Origin of the sequence: Pseudomonas fungipugnans, from assembly GCF_029955235.1 — a bacterium.
Lineage (GTDB): Bacteria > Pseudomonadota > Gammaproteobacteria > Pseudomonadales > Pseudomonadaceae > Aquipseudomonas > Aquipseudomonas fungipugnans.
In genome coordinates, this window is record NZ_JARBWL010000001.1 from 3,447,875 (window position 1) to 3,464,184 (window position 16,310).

Sequence of the window (16,310 nt, forward strand, 5' to 3'; positions counted from 1 at the left end):
GATCGTGGCACGATGTCTGGGTTATCGACCGAGACCCCCAGACCATGCCGCATTCCCAAGCCAAGAATCTGTCCCTGATCGCCGCAATCGACCTGGGCTCCAACAGTTTTCACATGGTCGTGGCCAAGGCCCAGAACGGCGAAATCCGTATTCTTGAGCGCCTCGGCGAGAAGGTCCAGCTGGCCGCCGGCATCGACGACGAGCGCCAGCTCAACGAAGAATCCATGCAGCGCGGGCTCGATTGCCTCAAGCGCTTTGCCCAGCTGATCAACGGCATGCCGCTCGGCGCCGTGCGGATCGTTGGCACCAACGCCCTGCGCGAAGCCCGCAACCGGGGCGAATTCATCCGCCGCGCCGAAGAAATTCTCGGCCACCCGGTGGAAGTCATCTCCGGCCGTGAAGAAGCACGCCTGATCTACCTCGGCGTGTCCCACACCCTCGCCGACACCCCCGGCAAACGCCTGGTGGCCGACATCGGCGGCGGCAGTACCGAATTCATCATCGGCCAGCGTTTCGAACCGCTGCTGCGCGAAAGCCTGCAAATGGGCTGCGTGAGTTTCACCCAGCGCTATTTCAAGGACGGCAAGATCACCCCGGCCCGCTACGCCCAGGCGTATACGGCGGCGCGGCTGGAGATCATGAGCATCGAACACGCCCTGCATCGCCTGACCTGGGATGAAGCCATCGGCTCCTCGGGCACCATCCGCGCCATCGGTCTGGCGCTGAAGGCTGGTGGTCACGGCACCGGCGAAGTGAATGCCGAGGGCCTGGCCTGGCTCAAGCGCAAACTGTTCAAACTCGGTGACGCCGAAAAAATCGACTTCGAAGGCATCAAGCCCGACCGCCGGGCGATCTTCCCCGCCGGCCTGGCGATTCTCGAAGCGATCTTCGACGCCCTCGAACTGCAACGCATGGACCACTGTGAAGGCGCCCTGCGCGAAGGCGTACTCTACGATCTGCTGGGCCGTCATCACCATGAAGACGTTCGTGAGCGCACCCTCAGCTCGTTGATGGAGCGCTATCACGTCGACCTGGAACAAGCGGCGCGGGTTGAACGCAAGGCCCTGCATGCCTTCGATCAAGTGGCTACAGACTGGGAACTGGATGACGGCGTCTGGCGCGAACTGCTCGGCTGGGCCGCCAAGGTCCATGAAGTGGGCCTGGACATTGCTCACTATCACTACCACAAGCATGGCGCCTACCTGATCGAGCACTCGGACCTGGCCGGATTCTCCCGCGAAGACCAGCAAATGCTCGCGCTGCTGGTACGTGGCCACCGTCGCAACATCCCCAAGGACAAGTTCGCCGACTTCGGCGACGATGGCATCAAGCTGATTCGCCTGTGCGTACTGCTGCGTTTCGCGATCCTGTTCCACCACATCCGTGGCACCCAGGAAATGCCGCAAGTGGTGCTGCGTGCCCGTGGTGACAGCCTGGACGTGCTGTTTCCGAAAAACTGGCTGGACGAGAACCAACTGACCCAGGCCGATTTCGCCCTTGAGGCGGAGTGGCTGACGCGGGTTGGGTTCGTGCTGAACGTGCGCTAAATCAACCTCTGCACGGGACAGTGAGAACAAAAAAGGGCGATCCGCAAGGACCGCCCTTTTTGTTTGCCGCCATTGAGCAGATGACGCAACCCCCATGTGGGAGCGAGCCTGCTCGCGAAAAGGTCGGCACATCCAGCACAGATGTTGCCTGACCCACTGCCTTCGCGAGCAAGCCAGCTCCCACAGGTCCTGCGTCAGGCCTTGGGGTTAATTCACCGCAAGAATCGGGCTGCCCAACCGCTCCAGCAATGTCGCCTGCGCACTGCGCGGGTTCTGGTTGCCGGTTGGCGTGTTGCGGATGTAACGGCCGTCCGACTGCAGGCTCCAGCTGTGGGTGTTATCGGTGAGATAACTTTCCAGCTCTTTCTTGACTCGCACAATCAGCTTGCGACCTTCCACCGGGAAGCAAGTCTCGACGCGCTTGTCGAGGTTGCGCTCCATCCAGTCGGCGCTGGAGAGGAACATCTGCTCTTCGCCGCCATTGAGGAAGTAGAAGACCCGGGTGTGTTCCAGGAAGCGGCCGATGATCGAGCGCACGTGGATGTTGTGAGAAACCCCCGGAATGCCGGGACGCAGGCAGCACATGCCACGCACCACCAGGTCGATCCGCACGCCCGACTGGCTGGCCTTGTACAGCGCGCGGATGATCTTCGGATCGGTCAGCGAGTTGAACTTGGCAATGATGTGCGCCGGTTTGCCTTCGAGCGCGAACTGGGTCTCGCGGCCGATCATGTCGAGCATGCCCTTCTTCAGGGTGAACGGCGCGTGCAGCAGCTTCTTCATACGCAACGTCTTGCCCATGCCGATCAACTGGCTGAACAGCTTGCCAACGTCTTCGCACAAGGCATCGTCAGAGGTCAGCAGGCTGTAGTCGGTGTACAGACGGGCGTTGGCCGCGTGGTAGTTGCCGGTGCCCAAGTGCGCGTAACGGACGATCTCGCCCGCCTCGCGACGCAGGATCAGCATCATCTTGGCGTGGGTCTTGAAGCCGACCACGCCGTAGATCACCACTGCACCGGCCGCTTGCAGACGGCTGGCCAGTTGCAGGTTGGATTCTTCGTCGAAGCGCGCCCGCAACTCAATGACCGCGGTGACCTCCTTGCCATTACGCGCGGCATCCACCAGCGCATCGACGATTTCCGAGTTGGCGCCCGAACGGTACAGCGTCTGGCGAACAGCCAATACGTGCGGGTCCTTGGCAGCCTGGCGCAGCAGGTCGACTACCGGGGTAAACGACTCGAACGGGTGCAGCAGCAGGATGTCCTGCTTGCTGATCACGCTGAAAATGTTCTCGCTGTTTTGCAGCAGTTTCGGGATCTGCGGCGTGAACGGCGTGTATTGCAGCTCGGGGTGACTGTCCAGGCCGGTGATGCTGAACAGCCGCGTCAGGTTGACCGGGCCGTTGACCTGATACAGCTCGGTCTCGTGCAGGTTGAATTGCTTGAGCAGGTAGTCCGACAAGTGTTTCGGGCAGGTGTCAGCCACTTCCAGACGCACCGCGTCACCGTAGCGACGGGAGAACAACTCGCCACGCAGGGCGCGGGCCAGGTCTTCTACATCTTCGGTGTCTACCGCCAGGTCGGCGTTTCGGGTCAGGCGGAACTGATAGCAGCCTTTTACCTTCATGCCCTGGAACAGGTCATCGGCGTGGGCGTGGATCATCGACGACAGAAACACATAGTTGTCGCCAGGGCCGCCGACTTCTTCCGGCACCTTGATGATGCGCGGCAGCAGACGCGGGGCCGGGATGATCGCCAGACCGGAGTCGCGGCCAAAGGCGTCGATGCCTTCGAGTTCGACGATGAAGTTCAGGCTCTTGTTCACCAGCAACGGGAACGGGTGCGTCGGGTCGAGGCCGATCGGGGTAATGATCGGCGCGATCTCGTCGCGGAAATAACGGCGAACCCAGGTCTTGAGCTTGGCGGTCCAGTTGCGACGACGAATGAAGCGGACCTGATGTTTTTCCAGTTCCGGCAACAGAATGTCGTTGAGGATCGCGTACTGACGGTCGACGTGACCGTGCACCAGTTCGCTGATCCGCGCCAACGCCTGGTGCGGCTGCAAGCCATCGGCGCCGGCCTGTTCGCGGGCGAAGGTAATCTGCTTCTTGAGACCGGCGACGCGGATTTCAAAGAACTCGTCCAGGTTGCTGGAGAAGATCAGCAGGAATTTCAGCCGTTCCAGCAACGGATAGGACTCGTCCAGCGCCTGTTCCAGCACGCGGATGTTGAACTGCAGTTGCGAGAGCTCGCGATGGATGTACAGGCTGCTGTCATCCAGGCCGGGAATCACAATCGCCGGTGCCGCCGCGACCGGCTCGGGCACTGCCGCGGGCGGGGCAGGCTCCAGTTCCGGCGGGGTTTCGGTGATTTGCTCGACCACGGGTTGAGCTTCCTTTACTGCAACTTCAGAGAGTCCTTCGGTATTCATCGAATGTTCCTGGGAGGGCTATTTTTGCTCTCGTAACAATTGAGCGGCACGCACGGCAAAGTAAGTCAGGATGCCATCCGCGCCAGCACGTTTAAAAGCGGTCAGGGATTCGAGGATAACCCCTTCGCTCAACCAGCCATTCTGGATCGCCGCCATGTGCATGGCGTATTCGCCGCTGACTTGATAAACAAACGTCGGCACTTTGAATTCTTCTTTGACCCGGCAAAGAATGTCCAGATACGGCATGCCTGGCTTGACCATGACCATATCTGCGCCTTCTGACAAGTCCGCCGCCACTTCGTGCAGGGCTTCGTTGCTGTTGGCCGGGTCCATCTGATAAGAGGCCTTGTCGGCCTTGCCCAGATTGAGGGCCGAACCCACCGCATCGCGGAACGGGCCGTAGTAGGCACTGGCGTACTTGGCAGAATAAGCCATGATTCGCACATTGACGTGACCGGCCAGCTCCAGGGCTTCGCGAATCGCCTGGATGCGACCGTCCATCATGTCAGACGGGGCGACTACCTGCGCGCCGGCTGCGGCATGGGACAGCGCTTGTTTGACCAAAGCGTCGACAGTGATGTCGTTCTGCACATAACCGTCTTCGTCGAGAATGCCGTCCTGACCGTGGGTGGTGAACGGGTCCAGCGCAACGTCGGTGATCACCCCCAGTTGCGGGAAGCGCGCACGCAGGGCACGGGTGGCGCGCTGGGCGATAGCGTCGGGGTTCCAGGCTTCGGCGGCATCCAGCGACTTGAGCTGCGGTGGCGTCACCGGAAACAGTGCCAGCGCCGGAATGCCCAGCTCGACCCACTTGGCCGCTTCTTCAACCAACAGATCAATGGTCAGGCGTTCAACGCCCGGCATCGAGGCCACCGCTTCGCGACGGTTTTCGCCGTCCAGCACAAACACCGGCAGGATCAGGTCGTCGACGGTCAACACGTTCTCACGGACCAGTCGGCGCGAGAAATCATCACGACGGTTGCGGCGCAGGCGGGTTGCAGGGAACAAACGGTTGGCAGGGGTGAAGCTCACGGCAGACTCCTGAGCCCGCTGGCGTGCGAGCGTGACAGTTATAAGCGGCCATTATGACTAACGTATGACACTTATGTGTCTCCCTGTGACACGTAGCCGCATTCCATTGTCCTTGTAGGAATTGTTCACGTCGAGACACATTTGGACACTTTCCTCAATGTGCCCGAAGGGTTAGGCTGCGCGTTCATTTCGCCAGCACCCAGACAATGCTCCAACAATTTCTGCATGACTTCGGTTACTTTGCCCTTTTCCTCGGCACGTTCTTCGAAGGCGAAACCATCCTGGTGCTCGCGGGCTTCCTCGCGTTCCGTGGATACATGGACATCAACCTGGTGGTGGTCGTGGCGTTCTTCGGCAGTTATGCCGGCGACCAGCTGTGGTACTTCCTGGGACGCAAGCACGGCCGTAAATTGCTGGCGCGCAAACCGCGATGGCAAATGATGGGCGATCGGGCGCTGGAGCATATCCGCAAGCATCCGGACATCTGGGTCTTGAGCTTCCGTTTTGTCTATGGATTGCGCACGGTGATGCCGGTGGCGATTGGCCTGTCGGGCTATCCACCGGGACGCTATTTGCTGCTCAACGGGATTGGCGCGGCCATCTGGGCCAGCGCCCTGGCCGCTGCGGCGTATCACTTCGGTGCGGTGCTGGAGGGCATGCTCGGCAGCGTCAAGAAATACGAGCTGTGGGTCCTCGGCGCCTTGCTGGTGCTGGGCCTGGTGCTGTGGCTGCGCAGGCGCTTCAAGAATGCCCGTCTGGCGAAGAAGATCTACGCCGACGAGCAGGCTGAACTGGCCAGGGTCCGCGAGACTAAGACGCCAGTCGAGTAAGACGGTTTCGGCAGCAATAGAGACCGATCCCGCTGAGCAGGCTGTAACTGAGCAAGCCGACCCAGCCCACCGCGCTGGCCGGCCACAGCCCGACCAGCGGCGCCAGCCACACCAGCGGCAGGTTCGACACCAGCCGCAATAGTTCCAGCTTCAACGCCCACGGGCGATTCTCCAGTGCCACGCCCAAGGTAAACAACCCCAGCGCCACCGCACTCCAGCCCAGCACCAAGGCCGCTGTCGGCAGGCTCTGCTCCAGATTCATCAAATAGCTGCCCAGCGCGATATACGCGCAGAACTGCACCGCCACATACAGCTGCTGGCGGCCGTCCAGCGGCACTTCGAATTTACGGAATTGAGTCAGGTCCGGCTTGTTCATCGGGTATTTGGCGGCGACATCCGCCGGACGCCAACCGGTGCGCATGAACCAGATCCGCAGCTTGTCCCACACACTTTGCGCACGTCGCGCGTCGTCCCATAACTGCGCGTAGAACTGCAGGTTGGCCCACAACGGGTTCCAGCTCGCCAACGGCGTCGTCACGCCAAAAATCACTGGCTCGTTGTCGTCTTCTTCCTGGAACGAGCCAAACAAGCGGTCCCAAATAATGAACACGCCGCCGTAGTTGCGATCCATGTAGAGAGCGTTCTGAGCATGGTGGGCCCGATGATTGGACGGCGTGACGAAAAACCATTCGAACCAGCCGAGCTTGGGAATGTGCCGGGTGTGCACCCAGAATTGATACAGCAGGTTAAGCGCCGCCACGCTGATGAACACCAGCAGCGGCACGCCGAGAACCGCCATCGGCAGGTAGAAGATCCAGCTGAGCAGAAACCCGGTGCTGGTCTGGCGCAGGGCCGTGGACAGGTTGTAGTCCTCGCTCTGGTGATGCACCGAGTGCGCGGCCCACAGGATATTGCGCTCGTGCCCCAGGCGGTGCAGCCAGTAGTAGCAGAAGTCGTAGAGGACAAAGGCAAACACCCAGACCCAGACACTGTCGGCAGACAGCCGGATCACGGCCAGGTGTTCGAGGGCGAAGGCGTAAGTGACCAGCCCCACACCTTTGGTCAACAGGCCCGTGGTCGTCGACAGGATGCCGGTGCTCATGCTGTTGATCGCATCGGCCACGCGATAATTGCTGACCCCGCGCCAACGGTCGGCCAGCAGCTCAATGGCGATCAATACAAAGAAGAACGGCACCGCATACAGAATGAAGTTCATGACGCGCCCTGAACACAATTGTGATGACAGATCCTAGGTGTAGCCGCGAATTAACCCTATGGCAACGAATGACAAATTAGTGGACATTTAACGCCATGAATCTGGAGAAAAGCCCATGAGCAAAAAAATTGCAGTGATCCTTTCCGGCTGTGGCGTGTACGACGGCGCCGAGATCCACGAAAGTGTGATCACCCTGCTGCGCCTGGACCAGCGTGGCGCCGAGGTGCAGTGCTTTGCACCCAATATCGCGCAGATGCATGTGATCAATCACCTGACAGGCGACGAAATGCCCGAGTCGCGCAACGTGCTGGTGGAGTCGGCGCGCATTGCCCGAGGCAACATCAAGGATTTGCGCGAGGCCAGCGTTGAAGACTTCGATGCGCTGATCGTGCCGGGCGGGTTCGGGGCGGCGAAAAATCTGTCGAATTTCGCGGTTGAAGGCGCAGGTTGTTCTGTTCAACCGGACGTCCTGGCCTTGACTGAAGCCTTTGCCGAAGCGGGCAAGCCGGTCGGGCTGATCTGCATTTCGCCGGCACTGGCGGCGAAGATTTACGGACCGGGCGTGACCTGCACCATCGGCAACGATACCGATACCGCAGCGGCCATGAACAAGATGGGCGCGACCCACACCAATTGCGCAGTGGGCGACATTGTTGAAGACAAGGCGCGCAAGTTGGTGAGCACGCCAGCTTACATGCTGGCGCAGTCAATCAGTGAAGCGGCTTCGGGGATCAACAAGCTGGTGGACCGCGTGCTAGAGCTGACTCACGAGAACGACGCCTGACACAAAACAACTGTGGGAGCGAGCTTGCTCGCGATAACGGTCTGACAGTCAACACAACGGTTGAATGATATGGCCTCATCGCGAGCAAGCTCGCTCCCACAGGGTTCAGCGTCTGACTCAGGCCTTGCGGGTCAACCGGGTGAGAATCCGGTCCAGCGCATTGGCAAACGCCTGTTTCTCCCGCTCGCCAAACGGTGCCGGCCCGCCGCTCATCTGGCCCTGCTCACGCAGATCGGTGAACAGGTTACGCACCGCCAGGCGGTCGCCCATGTTCTGCGCGTCGAACTCCTTGCCCCGAGGGTCCAGCGCCGACACGCCCTTTTTCACCAGCCGATCGGCCAGTGGCACATCACTGCAAATCACCAGTTCGCCTGGCACCGCGTGTTCCACCAGATAATCGTCGGCGGCATCCGGCCCGCTGGGCACCACGATCAGCTTTACCAGCGCCAGGCCCGGCTTGATCTGCGGCTGCCCAGCCACCAGCACCACTTCGAACTGGCGCTTGAGGGCGAATTTCACCACCAGGTCCTTGGCTGCCCGGGGGCAGGCGTCGGCATCGATCCAGACACGCATGTTTTTTACCTCTTTCAAAAGCGTTCGCGAGCAGGCTCGCTCCCACAGGTTATACGCGATCCTGTGGGATTGAGCCTGCTCGCGAATGTGAGCGAAGCGAATGCTTTTTAAGACACCGCCACCCGCCGCTTCTCGGCCATCCGGCTACGGCTATAAAGCACCACAATCGCCAGAATCGCCACCGCCTGCGCACTCAACGAATACGCATCCGCATGAATCCCCAGCCAGTCGAAATCAAAGAACGGCACCGGTCGCGTGCCGAAGATCCCGGCTTCCTGCAATGCCTTCACGCCATGCCCGGCAAACACCACCGACAACGCGCACAGCAGCCCTGCATTGATACCGAAGAACAGCGCCAGTGGCAGTTTCGCCGAGCCGCGCAAAATCACCCAGGCCAGACCGATCAGCAACACCATCGCCGTGGCGCCGCCTGCCAGCACAGCGTTGTGCCCGGCGGGGCCGGCCTGCAGCCACAGGGTTTCGTAAAACAGGACCACCTCGAACAACTCGCGATACACCGAGAAGAACGCCAGGATCGCAAAACCGAAACGCCCGCCACCGCCCACCAGGCTGCTCTTGATGTAGTCCTGCCAGGCTGCCGCGTGACGTCGATCATGCATCCACACGCCGAGCCACAGCACCATCACGCTGGCGAACAGCGCGGTGCAGCCTTCGAGCAGCTCACGCTGGGCGCCGCTGACATCGATCACGTAAGCGGCCAGCGCCCAAGTCCCAAGGCCAGCCAACAACGCCAGGCCCCAGCCGATGTTGACGCTGCGCACCGCCGATTGCTGGCCGGTGTTACGCAGGAAGGCGAGAATCGCCGCCAGCACCAGAATCGCTTCCAGGCCTTCGCGCAGCAGAATCAGCAAACCGGAAAGGAAACTCAAGGACCAGCTCAACCCATCATTGCCCAGCAGGCCGGCGGACTCCTTCAGCTTGGCCTTGGCCAGGTCCAGACGCTCCTGCGCCTGAGCCACCGGCAAACCATCCTGTAACGACTGACGGTAAGCCATCAGAGACTTTTCAGTGTCCTTGCGCACGTTGGCGTCGACGTTATCCAGCGAGCTTTCCACCAGCTCGAAGCCTTCAAGATAAGCCGCCACCGACAGGTCGTAGGCCTGATCATGATCGCCGGCACGGTAGGCGGCGATACTCTTGTCCAGCGTTGCGGCGGTGTAGTCGAGCAACTGCGCCGGGCCACGTTTGACCTGCGGCGGTTGCGCACGCTGGGCACGGAAAGTCGCCGCAGCTTGTGGGCCTTCGGCGGCCAGCACTTCGGCAGGTGTCTGGCGGGCCAGGTCAGCGATGTTATAGGTCTTTTCGGATTTCGCTGCGGCTGGATCGGCGCTGAACCCGGCGATGTAGGTGGCAAGGTCCCAACGCTGACGATCATCCAGTTGATCGGCGAAGGACGGCATGTCAGTGCCTTCGACGCCCTGGCCCAGTGTGTTGTAGATCCCGTAGAGGCTCAGACGGTCCAGTCGCGCGGCATCGCGCAGAATGGCCGGTGGCGGCGTCATGCCAACACCCGCCGGGCCGTCGCCCGCGCCTGCATCGCCGTGGCACACCGAGCACTGCTGGGCATACAGCGGCGCGCCGCGAGTCGGGTCCGGGGTGATGATCGGCGCCTGGCTGACTTCATAGGCCACTGCCAATTTAGCCCCCAGTTGCCGCGCCTGGCGGGCAACGTCCGCGCCATCCTGGCGTGCGTCGATGGCGGATCGAAGACTGCTGACGCCTTGCTCCAGTGCTGCTCGCTCCGGTTTGGCCGGCAACTCGGCGATCAAACCCTGCAGAACGCCGAGAAACTCCTGTTGCTCGCGGTACTCCGACTCATCGATGACTTTGCCCGCCTCGACCGTTGCCGGGTAATCGGCGCCTATATAGTCGATCAAATGCAGCGCTTTTGGCGCACCTTCGGCGGTTTCAGCGAGCGCGTTGAAGCTACAGAGCGCGATCACCGGCAGCACTAGCCACGCCAGAAAACGGGAGGAGGCAGTCATGAATGAATCTCAAGGGAAAATACGAAGTATTACATTGTTCACTTCCAATGAGTTTCACTCAAGCTTTGTTGGCATTTCCTGTATCACGGCGTGTACAGTTAGCGGCCAATTGCCACCATCCGCCGGTTTGTTCAGGGAAGAATCAACGTCCATGACCCCACGCCTCTTTTTGCCGCTGCTTGCTTGTCTCGTCCTGCAACTGTCCGGTTGCGCGGCGTATCGCAACTACGATCTGGAACTGGCGCAAACAACCGACCAGTTGAAAGCGGGCAACCCACAGGGCGCCCTGCAATTACTGGAACTGCACAATCCGGCGCAAGATCGGGACCTGCTCTATTACTTCGAAAAAGGCGCCCTGTTGAACCTCGACGGCGCCCTGCCCCAGAGCCAGGTGGCCTGGCGCAGCGCCGAGCAGAGGGTGATTGAACGCCAGGATACGGTCGAGTCCACCGGCACCCAGCTCCTGTCCGCGATGGGCAATCACTTTGGCAGCATCATCAACGACAAGCTGCGCCGCTACGATGGCTACGATTACGAAAAAGTCATGCTGACCACGCAAATGGCCCTGAACCAGCTGGCGGTCAATGATTTCGATGGCGCGCGGGCTGACATCAAGAAAACCCACGAACGTGAAGCGCTGATCGCCCGCCAACGGGAGAAGCAATACGAACAGCTCGAAGAACAGGCCAAAGCCCAGGGCGCGCAGGTGCACTACAAGGATCTGCAGGGCTACCCGGTGATGACGCTGGAAGCACCCGCCGTCATTGCGCTGAAGAACGGCTATCAAAGTGCATTCAGCCATTACCTCGCCGGGTTCACCTATGAAGCACTGGGTGAACGGGATCTCGCCGCGCCCGGTTATCGCCAGGCCATCGAACTGCGACCCGACCTGCCCTTTTTCCAGCAGGCCTTGCGCGAGCTCGACAAAACCACGATCAAAGCCGATGAGAGCGATGTGTTGATCATCGTGCAAAGTGGTCTGGCGCCGGCCCGCAGTTCGGTTCGCGTGCCGTATCCGGTAAAGCTTGAGGACAATCAGGTGATCGTCGCCAACGTTTCGTTTCCGGTGATGGTGCCCGACACGTCAACCCCGGCCTTCACCCAGATGACCATTGACGGACGCAAGCAGGCGCTGATTCCCGTCAACAGCATCACCGACATGTCGTTGCGCACCTTGCGCGATGACATGCCGGGGATCATTCAGCGCACGGCCTATCGGGCCTATCTGGCCGCCTCGGTTCAAGGTGAGGACAACCGCCGTAATCCGGCCAAGGCCTCATATGTGACCCGGCACGATGGCTTCGAGCACGCGGACACCCGGACCTGGCGCACCTTGCCCAACATCACTGAGGTAGCGCGGTTGCGCCTGAAAAAAGGCGAACACCTGCTCAACCTGCCGAACGCCGTGGGCGCCGCACCGCTGAAGATCCGGATCGACCAGAACCATCAGGTGATCGGTCTCCGGGCGCTGGGTGAGCGAATTTACGGCAACGGAACGGCGTTCGCATCGCCTTCTGCGCCGGTAAACCGTTTGGTGTCTGATCTGAAATAAGTAGTGGCATGTTGTGAATTTATGTAATTAAAAAGCCATTACATAGCCAGTATCCCTGTCTATAATGCCGCGCCCTCGTTATCGCGAGACGGCATTTAAGCTCCTCTTTTTATGAGGAATTGGCAGGACGCCAGTCTCCCTGCCGATGGTCCCAACAGCCCGACCAGCACGCTCGGCTGCTTAAACCCAGGGAAGAAGTACCCCCTATGGCCTCTCGCGCCCTCACCTTGATCGCACTCAGCGCGGTCACCTTGCTCTCCGGCTGTTCGGCTTTTCGCAACTACGACTCGGAACTGGCACAGACCAACCAGCAACTGGCCGCCGGCAATGTCGATGCCGCACTGACCCTGCTGGAAAAGAACAACACCGGCGAAGACAAAGACCTGCTCTATTACTTCGAGAAAGGTGAGCTGCTGCGCGCCAAGGGCGATCTGTCCGGCAGCCAGAACGCCTGGACCCACGCCGATCAGGTGGTGGGCAAGTGGGAAGACTCGGTCAAGTTCGACACCGACAAGTACCTGGCGCAGTTCGGCAGCTTCGTGGTCAACGACAAGATCCGTCGCTACGAAGGTTATGACTACGAAAAAGTCATGCTGACCACGCAAATGGCGCTCAACCTGCTGGCGGTCAATGACTTCGACGGCGCACGCATGTCGATCAAGAAGACCCATGAACGCGAGGCCGTGATCGCCGATCTGCGCGACAAGGAATACCTCAAGAGCGAACAGCAAGCCGAGAAAGAAGGCGTCAAGACCCAGTACAAAGACCTTCAGGGTTACCCGGTCGCCAGCCTGGATGCACCGGACGTGGTCAGCCTGAAAAACAGCTACCAGAGCGCGTTCAGCCATTACCTGGCCGGTTTCGTCTACGAGGCCCTGGGTGAAAAAGACCTCGCCGCGCCGGGCTATCGCCAGGCCGCCGAACTGCGTCCGAACACCCCATTGCTGGAGCAGGCGCTGGTCAATCTCGACAAGCCAGCCGGCAAGGACGAGGACAGCGACATCCTGATCGTCGTGCAAAGTGGCCTGGCACCGTCCCGGGATTCGATCCGTATTCCGCTGCCGTTGCCGATCAGCAATCAGCTGGTCATCACGCCGCTGTCGTTCCCGATCATCAAGCCTGACACCTCCACCGCTCCATTCGCCCAGATCGGCGTCGACGGTCGGCAGGTGAACCTGACGCAGCTCAACAGCACCACCGCCATGTCCCGCCGCGCCCTGCGTGACGACATGCCGGGCATCATCCTGCGCACCACCGTACGCGCAATCACCAAAGGCGTGGCACAGAAGAAGATCAACGAAACCAACCCGCTGGCGGGTCTGGCGATGGGTATTTCTTCAGCGGTGCTTGAAGGTGCCGATACCCGTACGTGGCGCACCCTGCCGGACAACACCCAGGTGGTGCGTCTGCGCCTCAAGAAGGGCGAGCACCAGGTCACGCTGCCAAGCGCCGTGGGCGGTTCAGTGGTCAAGGTCACTGTCGACCAGCGTTATCAGGTGATCAGCCTGCGGGCCGTGGGCAATCAGGTATTCGCCAGCGGCCTGGCCGCGCACGTGATGCCAAGTGCCAATGCGACTGCCGTCGCCAGCCTCAAACAACCTTAAGAACGGAGTCTTTGCATGCGCTTCAAACTCATCACCGTTATCGCCTTGGCCTTGCTGGCCGGTTGCGCCTCCCCGCCACCGCCGGAACCCGGCAGTGCCGCCAGTAAAGTCGTGGCCATGGGTGCGCAGAAGAACATTGTGGTCGGTGCCATGCGCGTCGCCCGTGAAAACGGCTTCATGACCGTCAATGTGCAGCTGAGCAACACCAGCTACTACAACAAGACCATGTACTACCGCTTCGCCTGGCTTGGCCAGGAAGGCTTTCCGGTGGCCGATGAAGAGGTCTGGAAAAGCATGACTATGTACGGCGCGCAGACCAGCTTCGTTCAAGCCATTGCTCCGACCGCCAAAGCCGTGGACTTCCGTCTCGAAATCAAGACGCCTTAAGCCCGACACCCTATTCGCTCATTTCCAGAGAACACTCACATGTTTGCACGCTTTTCGTTCATCGCCGTCATCGCCCTGCTGGCCAGCGGCTGCGCCAACAACACCTCTCCGACCCTGGGCAGCAAGAACATCAGCTACGGTGACACCAAGGCCGTGGAAACCGTGACCAACGAATTCGGTTCCACCGACCTGCAGATGATCGCCGAGTCCATGACCCGCTCCCTGGCCCAGTCCGGCGTTCTGCAGGGTCGCCCGGTGGTTCAGGTCTACGACGTGAAGAACAAGACCAGCGAGTACATCGATACCCGTGAAATCACCACCAGCATCAAGACCCAGCTGATGAAGAGCGGCACTGCCCGCTTCGCCAGCGACAACACCGCCATGCAGAGCCAGGTTGACCAGCTCAAGCTGCAAAACCAGAGCGGCCTGTACAAGAAAGCCACCGTGGCCAAGACCGGCAACATGATCGCCGCCAAGTATCGTCTTGAAGGTTCGATCAGCTCGATCGTCAAGCGCAGCAGCGATTACAAAGACGTCTTCTACAAATTCAGCCTGCAATTGATCGACGTTGAAAGCGGTCTGGCCGAGTGGATGGACGAAAAAGAGATCCGCAAAACCACGGAGCGTTAAGCAATGCGCGCATGGATTGGCATGATGGCCCTGGCTTGCGCGTTCAGCGTGCAAGCGGCCCCGAAAGTCGCGGTAGCGGACCTGGCGTATCAGGAACGGGTGGAGCAGTACATCCACATCGTTTCGGCACAGAGCAACTACAACCAGAGTTACTACGGCGCCAGCGGTTCTTCGAACTACAACGAGATCGAAGCAACCAGCAGTTACATCGAGCAAGGCGAGCTGCGTAAATTCACGGGCGACATCAAGGGCGAGATTTTGCGCACCGGCATGTTCCAGTTGATTCAGGGCACGCCCTACACCGCGTCGTCCAAGGGTGACGTCTATGACGTGATCAAGCGGATCAAGGCTGGCAGCTTCAAGGGTGCCGACTACGTGCTGTTCGGCACCGTGTCGGACATCGACTTCACTCGCGACATGAACGAGCTGGCCAACACCGACAGCTATTCGGCGGTGCTGGCCTTGACGCTGGTGGCGGATTTCAGCCTGATCAACACCAAGACCTTCGAAATCACCTCGGCCTTCACGGCGATGGGCGAAGGTCAGGACACCAAACTGGTGAATGGCCGGGACATCAAGATTTCGCTGAACCGCCCACGGGTGGTACGTGATGTGTCCAAGGCGTTGGGTGAAGACGTTGCCGCGCAACTGCGTCAACAGCTCGGTGGTGGCGGTGGCTATGAGCAGCCGGGGCAAGCGCCACTGCGCAACAACCTGCCACGGGATACGGCGCCGGTGATTTTGCGCTGATCCCTGAAACGAAAAAAGGCGACCCCTGGGTTTAATGCCGATCAGTCAAGACACAAAACCTGTGGGAGCGAGCCTGCTCGCTCCCACAAGGTTTACGGTGTTCAAATCCTTGACTGACCGGCATCAACCCCAAGGGTCGCCTTTTTTTTGCCCGACGTCCTTACTCCGCCGCTTTACGCAACGTCGCCATGAACGCCGCCGCGCCGATGAACAGCCCGGCAAAGGTGCGGTTCATGCGTTTCTGCTGCCTGGGTGTACGCAACAGGCGCAACACCTTGGACGCAAGCCCGGTGTAGCCGGCCATGACGATCAGGTCGACCACCACCATCGTCACACCGATGATCAGGTACTGCGCCAGCAGCGGCGCATGCGGATTGATGAACTGCGGCAACACCGCAAGCATGAACACCAGGGCCTTGGGGTTACTGATGTTCACCAGGAAACCACGGAACACCAGCGCCAGGGGTTTGCCGATCGGCCGCACCGCCGGGTCATCGCTCATGTCCGTTGGCAGCGCACGCCATTGCTTGATCGCGAGGTAAACCAGATAGCCCACGCCAAACCACTTGATGACATGGAAGGCCGTGGCCGAGGCAGTGAGGACCGCGCCGACACCAGCACCGACAATCGCAATCTGCAACGCCAGGCCCAGTTGCAGGCCCAGGGCGTTCCAGTAACCGCGCCAGAAACCGTAGCGCAGACCGCTGGACATCGACGCAATGGCGCCAGCACCAGGAGACAGACTGATTACCCAGCAAGCGGCGAAAAACGCCAGCCATGTATGTAGCACCATTGCACACCTCGACTCGGACTCGTGACAGACGTCAAAGCTAATGCGGCTTGGGGCTGATGGCTATCGATTTTTTGTCGGAGGGGGTTACTGCCTATGGCTGCAGGCCCCTTCGCGGGCAAGCCCGCTCCCACATTGGATCGCTGTCGAACGCCAGTGCTGTGTTCACCCAAGATCAC

General features: G+C 60.3%; 14 protein-coding genes. 8 read left to right on the top strand and 6 right to left on the bottom strand.

The window, feature by feature from the left end:
- Positions 1 to 44: 44 nt before the first annotated feature.
- Positions 45 to 1,547, top strand: coding sequence for an exopolyphosphatase (gene ppx / locus POF45_RS14720; RefSeq protein ID WP_259497426.1), 1,503 nt, complete (start codon positions 45 to 47; stop codon positions 1,545 to 1,547).
- A gap of 207 nt (positions 1,548 to 1,754) precedes the next feature.
- Here the strand turns inward: ppx and ppk1 are convergent, their stop codons facing one another.
- Together ppk1 and hemB are read right to left on the bottom strand one after the other, a co-directional pair.
- Entirely contained in the window at positions 1,755 to 3,977 is a 2,223-nt protein-coding gene (gene ppk1 / locus POF45_RS14725) for a polyphosphate kinase 1 (protein ID WP_259497427.1), read from the bottom strand.
- 18 nt (positions 3,978 to 3,995) lie between these two features.
- A complete protein-coding gene (gene hemB / locus POF45_RS14730; RefSeq protein WP_259497428.1) occupies positions 3,996 to 5,009 on the bottom strand; it encodes a porphobilinogen synthase in 1,014 nt (337 codons plus the stop codon).
- A gap of 206 nt (positions 5,010 to 5,215) precedes the next feature.
- On the opposite strand from hemB, the gene POF45_RS14735 reads away from it, so the two are divergent.
- Positions 5,216 to 5,839: a DedA family protein gene (locus POF45_RS14735; protein WP_259497429.1), complete on the top strand. Its 624-nt coding sequence runs from the start codon at positions 5,216 to 5,218 to the stop codon at positions 5,837 to 5,839.
- Here the strand turns inward: POF45_RS14735 and POF45_RS14740 are convergent.
- A complete protein-coding gene (locus POF45_RS14740; protein ID WP_259497431.1) occupies positions 5,820 to 7,055 on the bottom strand; it encodes a sterol desaturase family protein in 1,236 nt (411 codons plus the stop codon). The two genes, POF45_RS14735 and POF45_RS14740, sit on opposite strands and share 20 nt — an antisense overlap.
- A gap of 115 nt (positions 7,056 to 7,170) precedes the next feature.
- On the opposite strand from POF45_RS14740, the gene elbB reads away from it, so the two are divergent.
- Complete coding sequence (gene elbB / locus POF45_RS14745; RefSeq protein ID WP_259497441.1) at positions 7,171 to 7,839, top strand: isoprenoid biosynthesis glyoxalase ElbB; 669 nt, start codon at positions 7,171 to 7,173, stop codon at positions 7,837 to 7,839.
- A gap of 117 nt (positions 7,840 to 7,956) precedes the next feature.
- Here the strand turns inward: elbB and POF45_RS14750 are convergent, their stop codons facing one another.
- Together POF45_RS14750 and POF45_RS14755 are read right to left on the bottom strand one after the other, a co-directional pair.
- Entirely contained in the window at positions 7,957 to 8,412 is a 456-nt protein-coding gene (locus tag POF45_RS14750; RefSeq protein WP_259497443.1) for a YaiI/YqxD family protein, read from the bottom strand.
- 107 nt (positions 8,413 to 8,519) lie between these two features.
- The gene (locus POF45_RS14755; protein ID WP_259497444.1) at positions 8,520 to 10,418 is read right to left on the bottom strand and encodes an FTR1 family protein; all 1,899 of its coding nucleotides are present in this window, start codon (positions 10,416 to 10,418) and stop codon (positions 8,520 to 8,522) included.
- A gap of 151 nt (positions 10,419 to 10,569) precedes the next feature.
- Between POF45_RS14755 and POF45_RS14760 the strand changes: the two genes are divergently transcribed.
- From POF45_RS14760 to POF45_RS14780, 5 genes are all read left to right on the top strand, one after another.
- Positions 10,570 to 11,970 (top strand): COG3014 family protein, encoded by a 1,401-nt coding sequence (locus POF45_RS14760; protein ID WP_282315961.1) that lies wholly within the window; start codon positions 10,570 to 10,572, stop codon positions 11,968 to 11,970.
- 206 nt (positions 11,971 to 12,176) lie between these two features.
- Positions 12,177 to 13,574 carry a COG3014 family protein gene (locus POF45_RS14765; protein ID WP_259497446.1) on the top strand — a complete coding sequence of 466 codons (1,398 nt, stop codon included), beginning with the start codon at positions 12,177 to 12,179 and terminating at the stop codon, positions 13,572 to 13,574.
- Positions 13,575 to 13,589: 15 nt separating this feature from the next.
- A complete protein-coding gene (locus tag POF45_RS14770; RefSeq protein WP_259497447.1) occupies positions 13,590 to 13,961 on the top strand; it encodes a YcfL family putative periplasmic lipoprotein in 372 nt (123 codons plus the stop codon).
- Positions 13,962 to 14,000: 39 nt separating this feature from the next.
- Positions 14,001 to 14,591 (top strand): penicillin-binding protein activator LpoB, encoded by a 591-nt coding sequence (lpoB, locus tag POF45_RS14775; protein WP_259497448.1) that lies wholly within the window; start codon positions 14,001 to 14,003, stop codon positions 14,589 to 14,591.
- A gap of 3 nt (positions 14,592 to 14,594) precedes the next feature.
- Entirely contained in the window at positions 14,595 to 15,341 is a 747-nt protein-coding gene (locus tag POF45_RS14780) for a penicillin-binding protein activator LpoB (RefSeq protein ID WP_259497449.1), read from the top strand.
- Between the two features lie 160 nt (positions 15,342 to 15,501).
- On the opposite strand, the gene POF45_RS14785 is transcribed toward POF45_RS14780, so the two are convergent.
- The gene (locus POF45_RS14785) at positions 15,502 to 16,134 is read right to left on the bottom strand and encodes a LysE family transporter (protein WP_259497451.1); all 633 of its coding nucleotides are present in this window, start codon (positions 16,132 to 16,134) and stop codon (positions 15,502 to 15,504) included.
- Positions 16,135 to 16,310: the final 176 nt, after the last annotated feature.

Excerpts from the sequence above, each read along its gene's own strand:
- ppx (WP_259497426.1), top strand. The coding sequence starts at position 45 with ATGCCGCATTCCCAAGCCAAGAATCTGTCCCTGATCGCCGCAATCGAC.
- ppk1 (WP_259497427.1), bottom strand. The coding sequence starts at position 3,977 with ATGAATACCGAAGGACTCTCTGAAGTTGCAGTAAAGGAAGCTCAACCC.
- POF45_RS14735 (WP_259497429.1), top strand. The coding sequence starts at position 5,216 with ATGCTCCAACAATTTCTGCATGACTTCGGTTACTTTGCCCTTTTCCTC.
- POF45_RS14740 (WP_259497431.1), bottom strand. The coding sequence starts at position 7,055 with ATGAACTTCATTCTGTATGCGGTGCCGTTCTTCTTTGTATTGATCGCC.
- elbB (WP_259497441.1), top strand. The coding sequence starts at position 7,171 with ATGAGCAAAAAAATTGCAGTGATCCTTTCCGGCTGTGGCGTGTACGAC.
- POF45_RS14750 (WP_259497443.1), bottom strand. The coding sequence starts at position 8,412 with ATGCGTGTCTGGATCGATGCCGACGCCTGCCCCCGGGCAGCCAAGGAC.
- POF45_RS14755 (WP_259497444.1), bottom strand. The coding sequence starts at position 10,418 with ATGACTGCCTCCTCCCGTTTTCTGGCGTGGCTAGTGCTGCCGGTGATC.
- POF45_RS14760 (WP_282315961.1), top strand. The coding sequence starts at position 10,570 with ATGACCCCACGCCTCTTTTTGCCGCTGCTTGCTTGTCTCGTCCTGCAA.
- POF45_RS14765 (WP_259497446.1), top strand. The coding sequence starts at position 12,177 with ATGGCCTCTCGCGCCCTCACCTTGATCGCACTCAGCGCGGTCACCTTG.
- POF45_RS14770 (WP_259497447.1), top strand. The coding sequence starts at position 13,590 with ATGCGCTTCAAACTCATCACCGTTATCGCCTTGGCCTTGCTGGCCGGT.
- lpoB (WP_259497448.1), top strand. The coding sequence starts at position 14,001 with ATGTTTGCACGCTTTTCGTTCATCGCCGTCATCGCCCTGCTGGCCAGC.
- POF45_RS14780 (WP_259497449.1), top strand. The coding sequence starts at position 14,595 with ATGCGCGCATGGATTGGCATGATGGCCCTGGCTTGCGCGTTCAGCGTG.
- POF45_RS14785 (WP_259497451.1), bottom strand. The coding sequence starts at position 16,134 with ATGGTGCTACATACATGGCTGGCGTTTTTCGCCGCTTGCTGGGTAATC.